At 57.5% G+C, this 17,076-nt stretch carries 14 protein-coding genes and 1 pseudogene; 8 read left to right on the top strand and 7 right to left on the bottom strand.

The window, feature by feature from the left end; genetic code table 11:
- Positions 1–165: 165 nt before the first annotated feature.
- Positions 166–1,360: pseudogene (locus ACX3OW_RS20320) on the bottom strand (IS3 family transposase).
- Between the two features lie 263 nt (positions 1,361–1,623).
- Here ACX3OW_RS20320 and ACX3OW_RS20315 point away from each other — a divergent pair.
- From ACX3OW_RS20315 to ACX3OW_RS20285, 7 genes are all read left to right on the top strand, one after another.
- Positions 1,624–2,949, top strand: coding sequence for a serine/threonine protein kinase (locus ACX3OW_RS20315; RefSeq protein ID WP_459097615.1), 1,326 nt, complete (start codon positions 1,624–1,626; stop codon positions 2,947–2,949).
- Entirely contained in the window at positions 2,946–3,665 is a 720-nt protein-coding gene (locus ACX3OW_RS20310) for a PP2C family protein-serine/threonine phosphatase (RefSeq protein ID WP_459097614.1), read from the top strand. Before ACX3OW_RS20315 ends, ACX3OW_RS20310 begins: the two co-directional genes overlap by 4 nt.
- 288 nt (positions 3,666–3,953) lie before the next feature.
- A complete protein-coding gene (locus ACX3OW_RS20305; RefSeq protein ID WP_459097613.1) occupies positions 3,954–4,163 on the top strand; it encodes a hypothetical protein in 210 nt (69 codons plus the stop codon).
- A 263-nt stretch (positions 4,164–4,426) separates the two neighbouring features.
- The gene (locus ACX3OW_RS20300) at positions 4,427–6,388 is read left to right on the top strand and encodes a MotA/TolQ/ExbB proton channel family protein (protein WP_459097612.1); all 1,962 of its coding nucleotides are present in this window, start codon (positions 4,427–4,429) and stop codon (positions 6,386–6,388) included.
- Entirely contained in the window at positions 6,388–7,344 is a 957-nt protein-coding gene (locus tag ACX3OW_RS20295) for an OmpA/MotB family protein (protein ID WP_459097611.1), read from the top strand. Before ACX3OW_RS20300 ends, ACX3OW_RS20295 begins: the two co-directional genes overlap by 1 nt.
- Entirely contained in the window at positions 7,341–8,648 is a 1,308-nt protein-coding gene (locus tag ACX3OW_RS20290; protein WP_459097610.1) for an EH signature domain-containing protein, read from the top strand. The genes ACX3OW_RS20295 and ACX3OW_RS20290 overlap by 4 nt, the downstream gene beginning before the upstream one ends.
- 8 nt (positions 8,649–8,656) lie before the next feature.
- Positions 8,657–11,746, top strand: a complete 3,090-nt coding sequence (locus ACX3OW_RS20285; protein ID WP_459097609.1) for a DEAD/DEAH box helicase — start codon at positions 8,657–8,659, stop codon at positions 11,744–11,746.
- Positions 11,747–12,080: 334 nt separating this feature from the next.
- Here ACX3OW_RS20285 and ACX3OW_RS20280 read toward each other — a convergent pair whose 3' ends face one another.
- A complete protein-coding gene (locus ACX3OW_RS20280; RefSeq protein ID WP_459097608.1) occupies positions 12,081–12,401 on the bottom strand; it encodes a helix-turn-helix domain-containing protein in 321 nt (106 codons plus the stop codon).
- A gap of 928 nt (positions 12,402–13,329) precedes the next feature.
- Between ACX3OW_RS20280 and ACX3OW_RS20275 the strand changes: the two genes are divergently transcribed.
- Positions 13,330–13,503, top strand: coding sequence for a hypothetical protein (locus tag ACX3OW_RS20275; protein ID WP_459097607.1), 174 nt, complete (start codon positions 13,330–13,332; stop codon positions 13,501–13,503).
- Between the two features lie 109 nt (positions 13,504–13,612).
- Here ACX3OW_RS20275 and ACX3OW_RS20270 read toward each other — a convergent pair whose 3' ends face one another.
- The 5 genes from ACX3OW_RS20270 to ACX3OW_RS20250 all read right to left on the bottom strand — a co-directional run bounded on the left by ACX3OW_RS20270 (position 13,613) and on the right by ACX3OW_RS20250 (position 16,216).
- Positions 13,613–14,107, bottom strand: a complete 495-nt coding sequence (locus ACX3OW_RS20270; protein ID WP_459097606.1) for a DUF4411 family protein — start codon at positions 14,105–14,107, stop codon at positions 13,613–13,615.
- The gene (locus tag ACX3OW_RS20265; RefSeq protein WP_459097605.1) at positions 14,104–15,297 is read right to left on the bottom strand and encodes an ImmA/IrrE family metallo-endopeptidase; all 1,194 of its coding nucleotides are present in this window, start codon (positions 15,295–15,297) and stop codon (positions 14,104–14,106) included. The genes ACX3OW_RS20270 and ACX3OW_RS20265 overlap by 4 nt, the downstream gene beginning before the upstream one ends.
- A gap of 144 nt (positions 15,298–15,441) precedes the next feature.
- Complete coding sequence (locus ACX3OW_RS20260) at positions 15,442–15,633, bottom strand: hypothetical protein (protein WP_459097604.1); 192 nt, start codon at positions 15,631–15,633, stop codon at positions 15,442–15,444.
- A 135-nt stretch (positions 15,634–15,768) separates the two neighbouring features.
- Positions 15,769–16,005 carry a hypothetical protein gene (locus ACX3OW_RS20255; RefSeq protein ID WP_459097603.1) on the bottom strand — a complete coding sequence of 79 codons (237 nt, stop codon included), beginning with the start codon at positions 16,003–16,005 and terminating at the stop codon, positions 15,769–15,771.
- Position 16,006: 1 nt separating this feature from the next.
- Positions 16,007–16,216: a hypothetical protein gene (locus ACX3OW_RS20250; protein WP_459097602.1), complete on the bottom strand. Its 210-nt coding sequence runs from the start codon at positions 16,214–16,216 to the stop codon at positions 16,007–16,009.
- Positions 16,217–17,076: the final 860 nt, after the last annotated feature.

The raw sequence follows: 17,076 nt of genomic DNA, 5'->3' as shown, positions 1-17,076 counted from the left end.
AGCCAGATAGCGGACATTCATCGGCCCAAATAAAGGTTGCTGGTAGTCGCCGCAAATGCAGAGCGGTTCTGGTGGCCTGAACAATTTGATTGCCCATTTTGGCCGGGGAAAGTCTGGCTGAGGCTACACGGTACCGAAGAATCCATCTGACGTGAGCCCACTGTTTCATCCAGCCGAGAGCAGAGTCCCTTCGGTATTTGAGCTTTTATGGCTCGGTGGTGCAATGGGAGGGAGCGCGGTGCTCCCCAGTTGCTCAAGCGCTCCGTCCCATTGCATGCCGGGAGCGTTGAGTTTGGCGTAGATGGCCGGCGGCAGATTGCCCAGGCTGCCGTGTGGCCTGACGGTGTTGTAATCGTCTTTCCAGGCCGCCAAATTAAACCGGGCGTGGGTCAATGAGGTGAACAGGGTCTCGTTGAGCAGTTCGTCCCTCAACCGGCCATTGAAGCTCTCCACGAACGCGTTCTGCGTCGGCTTGCCGGGCGCCGTGTAGTGCCACTCAATCCGCCTATCCTGGCTCCAGCGCAGGATCGCCATGCTGGTCAGCTCCGTTCCATTGTCACTGACCACGGTGTGTGGCCGGCCACGCTGGAGCATGAGCAGATCCAACTCCCGCGCCACCCGCAGTCCGGACAGCGACGTGTCAGCGATCAGGCACAGGCATTCCCTTGTATAGTCATCGACAATGCACAGGATGCGGAAGCGCCGACCATCGGTCAGCGCGTCGCTGACAAAGTCCAGGGACCAACGTTGGTTCGGCCCTGACGGCATAACCATGGGCGCCCGTGTTCCCAGGGCTCTCTTGCGGCCACCGCGACGACGAACCTGCAGCCGTTCTTCGGCATAGATCCGCCGCAGCTTCTTGTGGTTGAGCATGATCCCCTCCCGATCCAGCAGCACATGCAGCCGGCGATAGCCAAAGCGGCGGCGCACGGCCGCCAGTTCACGCAGCCGCTCCCGAACGGCATGATCATCCGGCCGGGTGGTCACATAGCGCACCGACGTTCGATCAGCCCCGATTGTGGAACACGCCCGACGCTGGCTCACCGCGAAGGTCTCGCAGAGGTAAGCCACGGCTTCTCGCCTGACGGCGGGCGTTACCATTTTTTTGTGCTGAGATCCTTGAGCATGGCGTTGTCCAGCATCGCCTCGGCCAACAGCTTCTTGAGCCGGGCGTTCTCATCCTCCAGCACCTTGAGCCGCCGCGCCTCGCTGACGTCCATGCCGCCGAACTTGGCCTTGTACTTGTAGAACGTGGCGCTGCTGACACCATGCTTGCGGCACACATCGGCAGTCGGCATCCCGGCCTCCTGCTCTTGATCATGCCGATAATCTGTTCCTCGCTGAACCGCGAAGCCTTCATCGTCCGTCTCCTTCAATGGACGGACTCTACTCATTTTTGGAGGAGATCTAAGGGCTCACGTCAGCATTGAGGTGGAACGGCGTCAGACCCAGCGAAAGCAACCGAACGACACCACCGGGGGGTAATAGCGAGCCGCAACTGTCGAGTTTGACCCCTCGTGAATTTTTGTCGAATTTCACCGGCGGACCATTGCTCAGCGTGTCGTGAGATGGGAGGAGATCAATGGGGACGCAAACTATGCAATTGCGTGAAGGGGGAGCGCCATGAAATTCATTGAACAAATAGACAAGGGCGGGTTCGGGAACGTCGACCTTGTTGAGGACGACAACGGCAATCGATATGCCCGCAAGACATTCTCAAAAAACCAGCCGCTAAGCGATGAGCTTCTGGTCAATGTGAAGAAGAGATTTGCGAAGGAAGTACGTGTTCAGGGTGCAATTGTTCACCCCAACATCGTGCCCATTTCCGGCTCAGATTTGGAAGTCGACCCCCCATATTATCTGATGCCCGTGGCAGACGGCAACCTCTCCAAAGACTTGCGGGCTGACCGAACACTAGGAGGTTCTTTTGTCGCCGCATTGAGCGACGTGGTTGCTGGCCTACAGGAAATGCACTCGATGGAGATATATCATCGAGACCTCAAGCCCCAAAATGTTCTGAGGTATTCCAGGACGCAAGAGGGCAAACCCCAGAGTTATTATGCAGTCAGCGATTTTGGCCTTATCTCAATAAAGGAAACGCAGCTTTCCGCCCTAACGTCTACAGGGATGGCGAGGCAGTCAGATTATTATACTGCGCCGGAGATAACGAAAGACCTACGCTTCGCCTCGGTCCAATCGGATATCTATTCGCTTGGATGCATCCTGCACGACATGGTCGGAACCGAAGATCGTGTCCCCTGCGGCGAGATACGGGAGCCGGGGGAGTTTTCAGCGATATTACTGGGCTGTACCCACAAAAACCCCGCGCAACGCTTCAAATCGGCTAAAGCGGTGTTGGATGCGGTCTTGAGTGTGGATGCCTCCGCGGCACCACCACCTACTCAAAAATCAATTGACTTCGTAGCCATGCTTGACGCCATCTCTCCCCCGGCTGATGGCGACTGGGAGAGACTTGCGGACTTCATCGAACTTGAAGCATCGAAGGACGAAGCATCTGCCATCTTTCGCAAGCTGGGCGCTGACAGGATCAACGACTTGGTTGGCCGGGACGGCATATCTGCTGGGCGAATAGGCAGAGCTTTCGCTGCGTGGGTCAGAGAGAGCAGTTTCAATTTCGACTACTGTGATCCTCTCGCGAACCGGCTGGAGGCCTTCATTGAAGGCTGCGACTATGAAACTAAGTCCTTATGTTTGGTGGCGATGCTGGAGATGGGCGCTTCGCACAATCGATGGTATGTTGAACGCAAGTTCGCTGACTACTGTGACGCCGACCTCGATACCAATTTGGCGAAGAGACTTGCGGTCCAGCTTCGCATCGAGGGCACGGACATTTGCGGGTCGATCCGGCATTTGAGCAGGTCGATTGATTTCACACCATCCCAACTGCACCCAGCACTCTACAAGGCCGTTCAAGAGATTTGCGCGTGAAATTCGAGTACGCCACCTTCACCGACGCGGGGCCTCGAAAGATCAACGAGGACAGCGTTGCTGTATGGAAATTGCCGGGCAACGACCTGATAGTCGCGATAGCAGATGGGTTGGGGGGAATGGGCGGCGGGAACACCGCTTCCGGCACTGCCATTAGCGAAATTAGCTCGGCAATATCCGAGCAGCCGGACGTGGGATTGTGGTTCTCCTCGATAGCAATACGCATCCACCACGCGCTGCTCATCAGCCAACGAAGCTCGCGTGAACTGTCAACGATGGCAACAACCCTCACGGCCGCTTGGTTCACGCAGGGGCGGATGATGTGCGTTCATGCTGGAGATAGTCGGCTGGCTATGGCGCGAAACAATGGAGTTAAGCGTCTCACCACAGATCACTCGGAAGGGATGCGACTGTTGCTTTCAGGCAAACTCACGCAAGATGAGTATGCGGACTACCCGAGGAAGCACATTCTAGATAGCGCGCTTGGGACAGAAGATACTCCCCGCGTCGATATATTCGACGTGGATCTTGCGGTCGGGGACAAACTGATTTTTACCACTGACGGCATTCATCAGAAAGTTTTTCTCAGAGAACTTCAGAGAATTTCCAGCTATGAGGTCACTCCTCACGCATTTGCGGCCCGAGTGGCGGCTGAGGTTGAAGCGCGCAACCCCGACGACAACTATAGCCTTGCGGCGGTCTATTGCCGACAGTGAGTTGGCGTCAGATAGCGGACGCGCAAATGAGGTGCGGATGTATCCTGGCTCGCAAGGCGATCAACCGACCGCCCCTCACATTTATTTGCGAACACCAAGCGATGGCAGTCTTGATGGGCGCGCCACGTATCGAGTTCGCGCCAACGTCCTCCCGAAGCCTGCCTCGTTGCCACGCGGGGCAGGCTTTTCTGTTTGGTGCTTCCAATTTCAGTCAAATTGTCCGGCTGACAATGTCGCCCCAGACACCATTGAGGCGCACAACGGGATCGGGGCTCCCGGAGCGTGAAGATGAAGCAAACCACCCTGCCCCACCCGCTCTATATACGGGCCCGAGACCATCTCGAGCAGGCCATGGCGGTTCTGGCGCACGAACCAAACGCCGCGCCACTGCTTGCCATGATCGATGAAGCGGTCGACATCGCAATCGAGCTGGCGCATCTGCCACCAGTGGACGAGACGATCCTGCACCTAGCGCCTCCCGACGAGGCCAGGAGATGAACCGAATCAGGAATAAGCGCCGGACAGGATACGTGGGCCCACCAACGGAGCCCTCATAACCCTTCCGCGTGGACAGCCGTCACCAGCGGGGGCCGGTGTGGGTTAGGAATGCGCATGAGAAATAGCTCGGAATAGCGAAATTCGAGAGTGAATGGCAGATGGGGCCGGAAGCTGCCAAGTGCTGGCTGTAAGTTAGCGCACCCCGTGCTTGCACGAAGGTCATCCGACCCAATACAAGTCAGTTGTTATGTGGGGCGGGCGTCTTGGAATCAGTAATATCGATTGGGCTTTTTGTTCGTGCATTTGTTCTCGACATTGCGGGTTGGCTGAGGGAGGAGTCAGCCCCGGGACTGGTGAGCCTTGCGCTGGTGGTTTTGCTCACGATCGCAATCGCCTTATTTCTTTACCGCGTTGGCAGTAAGAGGCGCGCTCTCGCACGGTTGCGAACTGCTGTCCGAAAATACAAGGATGGCATCGACCTCAGCCGAAACATTTCCGAGCTAGACAGCCGCATCAAAAGTTTTGGGCGCAGGGGCTCGGCCAAGAGCGTTGCTGAGCACTGGACCGAATTCCGGGAGACCCTGGTTCCGTATGAGGTCGGTGAAAACGAATTCGTGCTGCGCAATGCAGCACGCCCTTCCATCTTCTTCAACGTTGCAGACCTTGGATTCGGCGCCGGTTTCTGGCGCATCGTGCCTGGACTTTTTGTGACCGCAGGTCTGTTTTTTACTTTTTTGGGCCTCGTCGCCGCACTTCAGGGTCTATCGGTCATCAATGCGGATAGCATGAGCAAGTTGATGAATGTGGCATCTGCCAAGTTCATCATGTCGCTAACGGGCCTCTTTTGCTCAATCATTTTCACCATCGTGTTGCGAATTGGAATGTCGCGGCTGGAGGATGCGGCGCACACGGTGTCCAGCAGCCTAGAGCAACGCCTTTCGTTTATTAGCCTTGAATCCCTTGCGGTCGAGCAATTGGCGGCGGTGCGGGAACAGCGGGAGCATTTCCGCACCATCGGTATGGAGCTTGTCGCTGAACTGGGCCGCCCATTGCGAGAAGACATACCGCTGGCCATCTCCAGCAGCATCACGGCGGCCATGGCGCCGCTCCTAGATCAAGTGGGCAAGGCCGGCACGGATGGTGTGGGCACCATGGTGCAGGATCTGTCGTCCCGCTTCTCCGACGACGTCGGCAAGGCCCTCAGTCAGGCCAGCGACAAGCTCGCGCAGGCCGGCGAGCGGATCAGCCAGCTCTCCGAGCGCATGGATCAGAGTTCTGGCCGCATGGGGGGTGAAATGGATTCCGCCATTGCGCGGGTTGCACAGGCCGTCGACGATCTTCGTTCGACCATGACTGCAGCGGCAGATGCCACCGGCGGTGCCTTCAGCCAGGGCGCTGATCGGATGCTGAGCATCATGAACGAGACGCTGCAGGGCATTCGCGAAAATACAGGCGAAGGCGCACGCGCCATGAGTGCTGCGGCAGGGGATCTGCGGCTGGCCGGAGAAGCGTTCAAGGAGCAGATGGAGGGTGCATCCAAGGCCGGCAGTGAAGCGGCCCGGGAACGCATTGAGGCGTCGGGTTCCGAAATCGCCCGACTGACCGGCGAGTTGACGAGCCGGGCTTCAGAGGAGCTGCTGGCGCCGTTGGGCGAGATTGCTCGTCAATTGGACGGTGTCGCCGGACAAGTCGCCGGCGCCAGCGCGGATATGCGGCAGCTGTCCGAGGGTGTCCGGTCTGGTGCCGAGGCGTCGGTGCAGGCAGCTTCTAATTTCCGTTCGGCCAGCGGGGAATTGGTATCCGCTGCAACGCCGATTCGGGCTCTGACTGAACGGATCGAAGGCTCGATCCGACAACTGGCCGAAGCCACCCAGCACGTATCGGTGACCGTTTCACGGTCGGCGGAGGCGACTGCCAGCAGTGCTTTGGAGGCATTGAATGCAGCCAAACAGATTTTGGGAACCGAAGCGCGGGCGATCGAAGCTGGGCTCGAAGGGGTGGCGGCGATGCTCGAGCGCCTCAAGGGACAGGGTGATCGCCTGGACGACATGGACAGCAAGCTCGGGCAGGCCTTCGAGATCTATACCACTCAGGTGGCCAGCGCCGTGGATTCCATGCGCGGGCACGTCAGTGAACTGCAGGGCCGACTAAGCCCTGCCCTCGATACGCTTCAGGCTGTTGTTGACCAGGCCGAGCAGTTCGCACCGCAGTCCAGGAGACCTTGATGCGCGGCGGTACCCGTCGGCACCATCAGGAGGAGGAGGAAGAATCGTCGTTCGTGTCGATGACCGACATGACCGTCAGCTTTCTCTTCATCATCATGATCTTGCTGGCGTTCTTCGCCAGCCAGTTCAACCCGGAAGAAACCGTTCACAGGACTTACTACGACGAGGCACTGGCCACGATCGCGCTGCAAGCAACATTTATTGAACAAAAGGACGAGCTGATCGACGCGCAACGGCAAGAAATGGCCGAATTACAGCATCGCATCGCCGAGCTGGAGGGTCGCCTTGCGGAACTGGAACAGCTTCTTGCCGAAGCCCAAAAGGTAAACCCACTAGAAACCTACATCGGCCAGACGGCCAGGGAACGGCGGACCATTCTCGAGCGGCTGCGTGACCAGCTCCTGGAGGAGTTTCCAGATCTCAATGTCGTCATCAGTGCCGAAAACGATGCATTGCGGTTTCAGGGTGACGGGCTGTTTGCGAGCGGTTCATCAGCGCTGCGAGACCAACAGACGGTGCAGGTCGTACAGCGGATTGCCGGTCGGCTGAACGAGATTTTACCGTGCTACACGCTCGGCCGGCTCTCGAGCTGGAACGACACCTGCAATCCCAATGGTGTGGTGATTGAAGCCGTCCAGATCGAAGGCCATACCGACGCCCAAGGGTCAGATATTTCCAATCTGGGGCTATCGACCGACAGGGCCAACACGACCTATGCCGAGATGATTGGGAACCGGCCCGATCTAGTGAGCCACCAGAATTATCGCCTACAGCCCGTCCTCTCAGTGGCGGGATATGGCGAAATGCGCCCTATCGCCGATAATGAGACGGTGGAAGGACGTTCCACCAATAGACGCATCGATTTGCGGATTATCATGTTCACGCCGGGCAGCTCCGAGGAAATCGAACGCATTCGCAGCGAACTGCAGGCTGGCGTCAGGTTGGTGACGCCATGAGCCTGTCACGCTTCTTGTCCAAGCCCGCGACCTTTCACCCCGTGGCAATCGCCGCATTCAACCAGGTCGCTTCTGCCGCTGACCGCATTCTTAATCGCTGGCCGGATGTAGTGACAGAGCCGCCCGAACGTGATCGTGAACGATTGGTTCAGGAGGTACTGCGACGGTTGCAAAGTGGCGATTGGTCCGACACCAGGATGTCCCTGGTGACAACGGCCGCGGTTGCACTCTTCGATGTGGATCGTCGAGATCGGTCGGATCTGACCCCTCTCCGTCAATTCTACTGCGACGAGATCCAAAGTAGCGATCGCCGGACCTTCCTTAATACTATGGTGGCGGTATTTGTCGGCAGTTACGTGCCTGGCGCTCCCCATACGCGGGCCTTGGCGTCGGCGCTCACGGCAGCGAAAGCGCGCATCGGGGCCCGTTGGTCTGCTCTGCTAGAGCGCATTCCAGAGTTTTTGGATCCGAGCGCTGCCCCAGCTGGAATTGCCCGACGGATGGTGGGTATGGCCTCGCCTTGGGACGAGCTTCGCCAACTCGGTCTACGAAGTCCCCATGCGCCCGGCCTAATGGATCACGCCCATCTTTCATTTGTTGATCAGCTCGCCCCGCAGCTGCACGAGCGTGGCTCGATGGAGCGCTTGTTTCTCTGGCTTAAGCCCGAAGGCCAGCAGGCACGAGCGTCTGGGTCGGCGGAAGCAATCAGCGCATTGCTAACACCTTGGCTGAACCGAGCACCGTCGGCAGACGATGAGCGATACCTGACGGAACGCCTCATTTCGCTTTACGGCGATCCGCGCATCCGCAGCGAGAATGTCGCATGGGGCGGCGTTCCCGCTCACTTGCGGGCCATTTTTGACCGCTGGCTGACTGGCGAGAACATCAGGTTCTTCCTCGACGTTGTTTCCGCGGTTGAAGAAAGCCACATGTGGGCGCCTAGGCGACAGTTCTGGTTGGGTCTTCATAATCAGAAGCGTATCGACGCCGCTTGGGTGGCGTTCAGCCGTGAAGGCGTGGACTATGCCCGCCGCAAAGGCGCTGACAATAAGTTCTTACGCTTTGGGCGTCAGGAAGCTGGCGGCTCGCGGGTAAACACGTCTCTTCTGATCCTGAAGGTCGGCAACAAAATCGTCGTTGAAGGCTCCCACAGCTATAAGGTTCACGTCTTCAGAGACGATCATCCCAAAGCGCCGAAACTTTACGAGGGGCGCTACGATTGTGAGCACATACGATTGCTTCCTGGATCTTGGTCTGTCTCCCACAACGGCGATTGGCAGAGCCGAGTACTCGAACACATTTAGGATAGACCATGGCCTTTTCGCTCAGCTACACCGCGGACACGGTTACCGTCACCCAGCGGGGTAGTGGTGGATTGTTGCAGCGTCTGGTTGGGCGGAAACCACAGGATCTTGAGCACCTACCACCAAGCGATCGCGAACTCATCTATGCCATTGCCGACTTGCGCGCACTGGCCGATGAAACTGGCGAGCATCTGGAGATTGGCGGGCAACAGATCCACATGTCGCATCGTCTCGCTGCAGGGCTGGCCAGCCAAACCGCGCAAGCCCTGAACATGCCACCGGTGGTCGATCTGACCTTTCGCACCGACGTAGAGGGCGTCATCGGTTCCCCCTCGTTCCGCCTGCGCCACGAATGGACAAAGGCAGGCCAACGACAACTCCCCCAGCGTACCGGCGCGATTTTGGTGACGTCGGACGGTGAGCGTCGTATACCGCTCTGGTTGCTGGACGCTGTAGAAGTAGCCGAAGGGTTCAGGTCTGGGGGGCATGATGATGCTGCCCATTGGGAGGCGTTGGCTCGCTTCCGCCAAGCCCTGGACCCCGGAATTCGCGTTGCCGGTGCCGATGATGCGGCCAAGGTGTCGATGACAGACTTCTTATCTGGCCTCACGGTCAGCCTGGCGGACCGGTTCTCCATCTCGCCCAATGCGGACGGTTCGGATTTCAACGTTGTGCCGTTCTCGGGCAAAGCATTGGAACAGGACGGGCTCGAGGAGGCCACCACACCATACGAAGCGCAGGGCGAGCTTCAGGCGCGGGATCTGCACGCTTTCCAGATGCGAGTGCGCGATCGCGGAGCACTGCCGGCCTATCGCGTCAGTCCAGGCAGCTATCTCGTCATTGACCGGTCAGCGGCGCCAGTGCTCGATGTCATGTCGCGAATGCAGAAGGCGCCTCTTGCTGAGCGACAAGCCTTCATTCGCAACCCCCGCCCCGCAATCACTTTGGCCGTCGAGGACGCACTTCGGGGATCGGGCAAGCTTGAGGGGCTCGACGCTGTCGGCGAAGAAGAAGCCATCGAGGCCATCGCCGGGCCAGTTCTGGTGGAGACGCATGAGTTTTCCGAACGCGTGATGGGTCTCAAGGTGTTTGAGAAACGCACGGCGCCGATCGATTTCGATGCCAGCACTTGGATGCCCGAGGATTTCGGGCAGAAATTTGCAGAGGTTTTGGCGAACATGCCAAGTCCAGCTCTCGATGAACTGCGTGAGGCGGTGGTCACTGCCATCGCCAACGGGGAAGACCATGTCGCGCTAGACGATCTTGCCGTCCCGGCCCGTGCGGAAACTCTGACGACGATCGACGTACATATTAGATCCCGACAGGAAACGGGTGATAATGCCGAGGCGAAAGACGGGCCGGGCGGTCCGATTGTGCTGGAGACTGAGGACAATATTGATGAGCTGCAATGGATCGGCACACTCAAACCGCGCCGGACTACGCTCAGCAGCGATGTTCCGTCCCGAGTCAAAACCGTTCTGAAACCCCACCAAGTCGACAGCCTGACCTGGCAGATCGACAGTTGGAAGGCGGGCTTGCCCGGTGTCCTCAATGCCGACGAGCAAGGGTTAGGAAAAACCCTACAGACCATCGCGTTTCTGGCCTGGCTTCAGGCGTATATGGACCAGAGCGGCGGTGCCCCGCGCCGCCCAATCCTCGTGGTGGCGCCGACGTCTCTGCTAATAAATTGGGAGCAGGAAGTCAGCGGTCATCTGCATCAGCCTGGACTAGGGCAAGTGATCCGCCTCTACGGCGCCGGCACCGGTTCGCGGAAGCTGACCGGAGCCAAGGGCATGGATATCGACGACGGCGTCGCCAAACTAGATTTGGCCGCCCTGCATGAGGCTATCGAAGACGGCCGAGCGCATCGCCAATGGATTTTGACGACCTATACGACGCTGACCAATTACCAACACTCGCTCGCGACAATTCCGTTTGCGGCTGCGGTTTTCGACGAGATCCAGGCCATCAAGAACCCGTTCAGCATGCGGGCTGAGGCAGCCCGAACAATCAATGCTGATTTCAGAATTGGTCTGACCGGGACGCCGATTGAGAACAGCGCGCAAGATCTGTGGGCTATCATGGATCAGCTGGCGCCCGGCAGCCTCGACAGCCTGGGCGATTTCCGCAAGGCTTATGCTACGCCGTCGCCGGAAAACATGGAGCAGCTGCATGGCCGGGTGTTCAAGGCCGACGGGACCGTTCCGCCGCTCGCTTTGCGGCGCTTGAAGCAGACGGTGGCCAGCGACCTGCCGATGAAATCACGGCATCTTCACCCTCGACCTATGCCCGCTCAACAGGCAAGCAGCTATGAAGATGCCAAACTGAAGCTGGCCCAGGGTGGATTTGGCGCTGCACTCAAGATGCTGCATCACATCCGCAGCGTGTCGGTGCATCCCGATCCCGAAGCCATCGCCGCCAATCAGGATATCATCACTGCCTCGGCCCGGCTGGAGGCCACCTTTGACATTCTGCGCACCATTGAGCGATCGGGCGAACGAGCGCTTGTCTTTATCGAGCATCGCAAGATGCAGTATCGCTTCATCGAACTGGTCAAATCCGAGTTTGGGCTATCGCGCGTTGACTTGATCAACGGTGATACTCCCATCAAGAAGCGGCAAGACATCGTCAATCGATTCCAGCAATATCGCGACGCGCCCGGTTTCGACCTTTTGGTATTGGGCCCCAAAGCGGCAGGTACAGGCCTAACGCTGACCGCAGCCACTCATGTCATTCACCTGTCGCGCTGGTGGAATCCAGCCGTGGAAGAGCAATGCAACGATCGCGTTCATCGCATCGGCCAGACCCGGCAGGTTCACATACATGTCCCTATGTCGATCCATCCCGGATTTCGCGAGCACTCATTCGATTGCCTCCTGCATAGTCTTATGCAGCGCAAGAGGCAGCTAGCTAACTTCGCCCTCTGGCCGATGGGCGATACTGAAGCGGATGCGGGGGATCTCCGGCGCATGGTGGCAGAAGGGGTATCCGGGACTGGATGCGACGACGCGGTCCAAAGCGCGATGGTCTCTATGTTCGAGCGCGATGGCGTGCCAGTTCCGTCCCCCGATGCGGATGGATCGTTTTCATTTCAGTAGTGACGCGGTTTCGGCTCAAAGTGTCAGAACGGCGCTCCCGTGTCCGGGAACTAGTGAAACACGCAGGCAGGACCATAGTGAGGGCAACGTCGGCCCAGGCGCGCAGGATAGCGTCAGAAGCGACCAGCGGTGACTCTGGGTGGGGGTTTACCAACCTCTGGCACCCCTGGGCCGTCTGATGGACTCATTCTCCTGACTCTCGTGGGGCGTTTGAGGCTGGCGGGTGCTTCAAGTTGATAGCATCATGCCAGTTGCAATCCGAAATCACAGCAAAGCGGCTGCGCAGGTCCGACACCATCCCCAAGGATGAAGGCAGCCTGCACGATGTCGTCTCTCATGAGGAGATCCAGTTTCGGATCGTGCGGGTGGTGACGCCGCAATGGGCGGCGACTTGGATTTGGGTCAGGCCCTGGTCCAGGAGTTTGCGGGCCTCGGCCATCTGGTCGTCACGATAGTGGGGGTAGCTCATGATGAACCACCGGACCAAGGTGCGAGGGCTGATCCACCCTTTGTAGTTCTGGGTGTGGCCGTACCAGATGGTGTCGTACAGCGCCCTGGGGAGAGTGCGGGCCTTATAGCCCGCCGCAAGCTCTTCCGTGATCTGGTTCAGGCTCTGGTCGGTGGTGGTGAGCTGGGTGTGGATGTGGTCGGCCACCTCTTTCCAGAGGGGGCCGCGTACTTCGCGGTTTATGGACCGCCGTTGATCAACCATTGGTTGTACCGGAAAGGTTTGACAAAGAAGGAAAGAGGATTTTTGGTGAAAGAGTATAATTTAATCTATTAGACTAAATTATTTTCCGTAGATCAAAATCGAGTTTCCTCCAGATGTCCGATTTTGCCTATGTAGTGTTATTTTCTCTTGAAAGAAGAAAAATGGAATACTTGACAGTGCTCCTTGGTCGTTCATGTGGTGATTATTTTTGTCGCTGTTAAGAGGGTAAAAGGAGAACGCAGTTCAATTACCCACGGACTAAGGGTTTGGATCGTACTTTTGTCGCATCATGGCGATGATCCACGTCACTATTGGCCCTCAAGAACGATGGAACCGAGGATGCCTCACCATCGGAACAGCTGATTGGCCACACCATCGGCACGTATCGACCTCGAAACAGGCCTTGCGGTACGTCTCGACAGTCTTGGGTCGAGAGCGGGCTGTCGTCATATGAAGCGGCAGTCAGACAGAGCTTGGTCCCGACCTTGTCGGCCCACTTGGAACATCCGGGCCAGAAAATTGGTTGCCAAGCCTCGGCCTTGCACCCTGGGCTCAGTACCCAGCGAGAATATGAAATAGCCCCCACGAGTCCTGTCCAGACCCACCTATGGCGTCAACCAACACCGGTTAATCGTTGGAGAAATTTGGGGTGCAATGATGCGGTAGCATACTACTCACAGCCAGGCCCCTAGACCAATACTCCGTGCACTCGCGCCTGCGTGTGGCGCCTGAAGAGTTTATTCGAACGCCCAAAAATCGCGCTACACACTAATTTTGCTAGCTTATTCGCCCGCCAACCGATCGCCTGTGTATCAATCGCGCTCCAGCGTCAAGTTCGGTTCGTCGGGGGTATCGGCAGATCGTCAACACCATGTCCGCGCTCAAGGAAGTGGAGGGGATGATTCGCCCTCGTCGAATCATCCACAACGGCGATCCGGCGATGACATGGATGCTCAGCAATCTCACGGCCAAGCCCGACGCCAAGGATAATGTCTATCCGCGCAAGGAACGGACGGAAACAAGATCGACGGCCCCGTCGCTTTGATCATGGCAATGGGCCGAATGCTGGCGGTCGGCAACGGCAACCGCTCCAGCTACGACACCTTCGAAGGCGATATCGAAGAGTGGGCTTCGGCATAGGTGCCGAGGCGTAACTATGGTTTGAGGTGGAACGTCACTGACAGCTCGCGCAGAGCATCGAAAGTGTTAAGGTACGGCACGCCGAACGTGTCGCAGACGTCTGGGATAAAGACCTTCTTTTTCGAGTCGGGACTTGGCAATTCATGCGTCACCACAACCGCGCCAGTTGTCCTGGCTTTCGCTATCAGCCATGGATCTGCACCGCTTAGGAAATGTGCAATCGCTGGCTGAGTGTAGAGCTTGCCGGAAATGGCGGTCGCGATTTCCGCAAAGGCCTCTTGAGTTGGCGCATCCTCAACTTTCAAGAACCAATCAGCATCTTTTCGGGCCTTCGCCCATTCACTTAGATCATCGTCACCAGGCGTCAGCTCGTCTCGAACATTGCGAATTGAGCCCGCATCGACACCGCAAACGTGGTCCATCCACTGCCAAAATCCTGGACAGATGTCGAAAGCGTAATACCGGTTCTTGGCCTCGATAAAAACATTGGTATCGAACAGGTATTTCATACCGCCGTGGCCTTTCGGTAGAACTTCACGACGGACGATGGCTGAGTATTTAATAAGCTGGCAGCGTGCTTCAGAAGAAGCTGGCCGCTCATCGCTTGGGAGGCAACGTGGCGTGTAAATCGATGACCGTTCCTTATGGGAAGGGTCTTGTAAAAATCACCGCCGCTGCCGTCGGAACCAGCGTCCGCCCAACGCTTGCTTTCGCGTGCGTAAAAAGAGCCATAGTCAGCTTGGCTGATTAAGCCCAAGTCGAGCGCGCGCCTGACCACGACAATGCGACTGACGCGATAGTGCCTCGACCACGTATCTGCATTTTCGTCCAGCGAGAGCCTAGAGGACCACCTGGGCCTGAAATCCTCAGAGGGAACAAGAAATTCTGCCGCGATCGCATTGCAAGTCTTTTCCAGCCGGCGGTGTGCTCCATAGTCCGCTTCGCGGATCTGCACGTTCGAAATGCCGCTGGCGCCCAGCCAGATATGAGCCAATTCGTGCGCCAGAGTGAAAATCTGCGCTGCCTTCGCATCTCGGCCGTTGATGAACACGAGTGGGATGATTGTGTCGCTAATCGCGAAGCCCCGGAATTGCTGCACAGACAGGGGGCGACTTGTGTTGCTGCCTACAACGCCGTTGCGCAATACCCAAATGCCCGCATCCTCAGCTGCTCGCATCAACGCGCGTAGGTACTCTTCCCAATTTCTTACGGAAGGGGCGCCGTCGGAGCCAAACAGCGTCGAGCGCATATCGGCAGCCACGGCAGTGGGGGCAGCGTTCACATCAAATTTGCCGACGAATGGCAATTCTTGGCTGCCTCGCTCGATCAGAAAATCCCGGAACCAATCCCGCTTGAACATGATGTCCTGCAGAAGATCCCTGAAGTTCAAATCGAGCGTGTACGCAGGATCGCTACCCAATGTCCGCAGATCGGGAATAGGCAGGTCTTCTTGGGGAGGCTCCTTCAGAAACAGGTAGCCGAAGGGAACATGCAGCGCAGAGGATGCGATCTGGGCCTGTCGAAATGTGGGACGGCTGGCACCCGACAACCACTCAGCCACGCGGTCGGCGGACACATTAACCCGCTTGGCAAGAACACTCTCCGATAGAGCCGCTCTTTCCATCGCCCAAGTCAACATATCGCTGTTTATGAGTGCTTCGGACATTCCCTCAAACGCCACCATCAAAAGTGGGGTCATTCCCTCACATAATCATTAACGTGAACCTTTCACCAATCGTTGCCAGCGACGGCACGGCGAACTTGCATCTTGTGGCATGAATTCGCCGGACCTGTCGAGAAAGCCCGGAGGGCCAACTTGTCGCGTGCGGTGGCGGCGACAGGTTTATTTCGCTTCGATCATCGCGACCTTCAGAGCCACCATATGCAGCATCCTAAGTGCTGTTTCTTGATCCTGCGCCAGCTTGCGCAGCACCACCGCAGCACCAGATGGCGCGGTCAAAGTGGTGTCGGAGAACCCGGCCAGTTGCTGGGCAAAGTCCCTAGCGCGATCCCCACGGGCGGGCTGCTTTGGCAAGGGTTGAGGTTCGTCGTTAGGGCCAGGCAGCTGACACCGCAGCATTCACGTCGGGGTCCAGTCCAAAAATTGGACTACCACTTCACCTTAGGGAATGAGCGAAGGGCGGCCCTGCGCCGCCCTTTCGTAGTGAAGTCAGTGGTCGTTTTCAGCAGCCTTGGCAGCCCGGACGAAGCGGAGCAAAAACTCCAGGACCGCCATCGGCGGTTGCACTCCCCCCGCTGAGAGGTACTGCACGCTCTGCAAAAGGGTGTCGTACACGTAGTTGCAGTACGCTAGCAGGATGTGATCGGGGTGGTCCTGGTTGTCCTCCACGACGATCACCATCAACTGCGCCATAAGGAATGCGCCTTCCTGATCGACCTTTGCCATCTCAGTTGGTCCCCCGCAGAACGCGGGCGTTCAGGTGGACAAAGGCGTCGGGCACATCCGAGCCATTGCTAGCCAAGAAGGCCGCTGCAGCGCGCAGCTTGCCCATGGTCTGGGTCAGTGCGGGCAAATCTGAATCTTCGTAGTGGAGATCGATCTCGGTCGAGAGTTCGATCATGAGGTCGGCGATAATCGTCAGGTAAGTGGCAGGCATGGCTTCTCCTCGTCCGCACAGGTCGTGCGGTACCGTGTGTTGGTTTATGGATTTTCGTGAATTTTCAGCGATGGCGCGTCCATACTGAAAGGCTCACTGCTTCGGCGAAAAGCGATCTAGGTGATGCTAACCGAGGCAGCCAACAGGGTTTGAATTCCCCTGCCGACGCGTTTCAATATGGGGCGATTTCTCTGACGTCCAAGATACGGAGGTGTACACCATTTTCGCAGTGAAAACAGTGACTTATACGCTAAATAGGGCTACACATACTGCAGAAAAAATCTGGAAATCGGGCGTGCTATCATAGCCCTATCTCATGTGCGTGGAGCAAGACACTTGCTTCTACTCGACATAAACCGTCTCCGTTCACGAGCGGCCGCTCAACTCGATATCGACATTGATGATGGAAGTAGACAACGGCACCCCGCCACCGCGGTAGTCGATCCGCCCAACGGTGCGTTAGCGAGAATTTTGCAACCTGCCCCAAGCTACATCTGTTTACCAGTGTTGGAAGCGCTCCAATCCGATTTGGAGTCCGCATGCACCGCATTGACTATTGTTGAATGCGCCATTCTATAATGATTTCGGACGTACGACCGCAATTTTATTCTTAGATATATTGGACATTCAAAGGTAAACCAGCCCATTCATCTAGGATTTAATTGGAGCTAAACATAACTAAGTTGCGTCTCGCCTGGGTGGACGCCGGGTTCCCGGATGATCTGCCGCGCGCAGTTTTGTTAAGCGAAAGGCTGCAGCATGAAAGCGGCGAATGATAACCAACCCGGCCCGACCACTCCACTGCGCCTCACGTCCGCGCTGCTCCACGCCTTTCCTAGCGGTGGGATGACGGTATCTGG

Source organism: Devosia sp. A449, from assembly GCF_054489375.1.
This window is presented reverse-complemented; position numbering and strand designations above follow the sequence as displayed.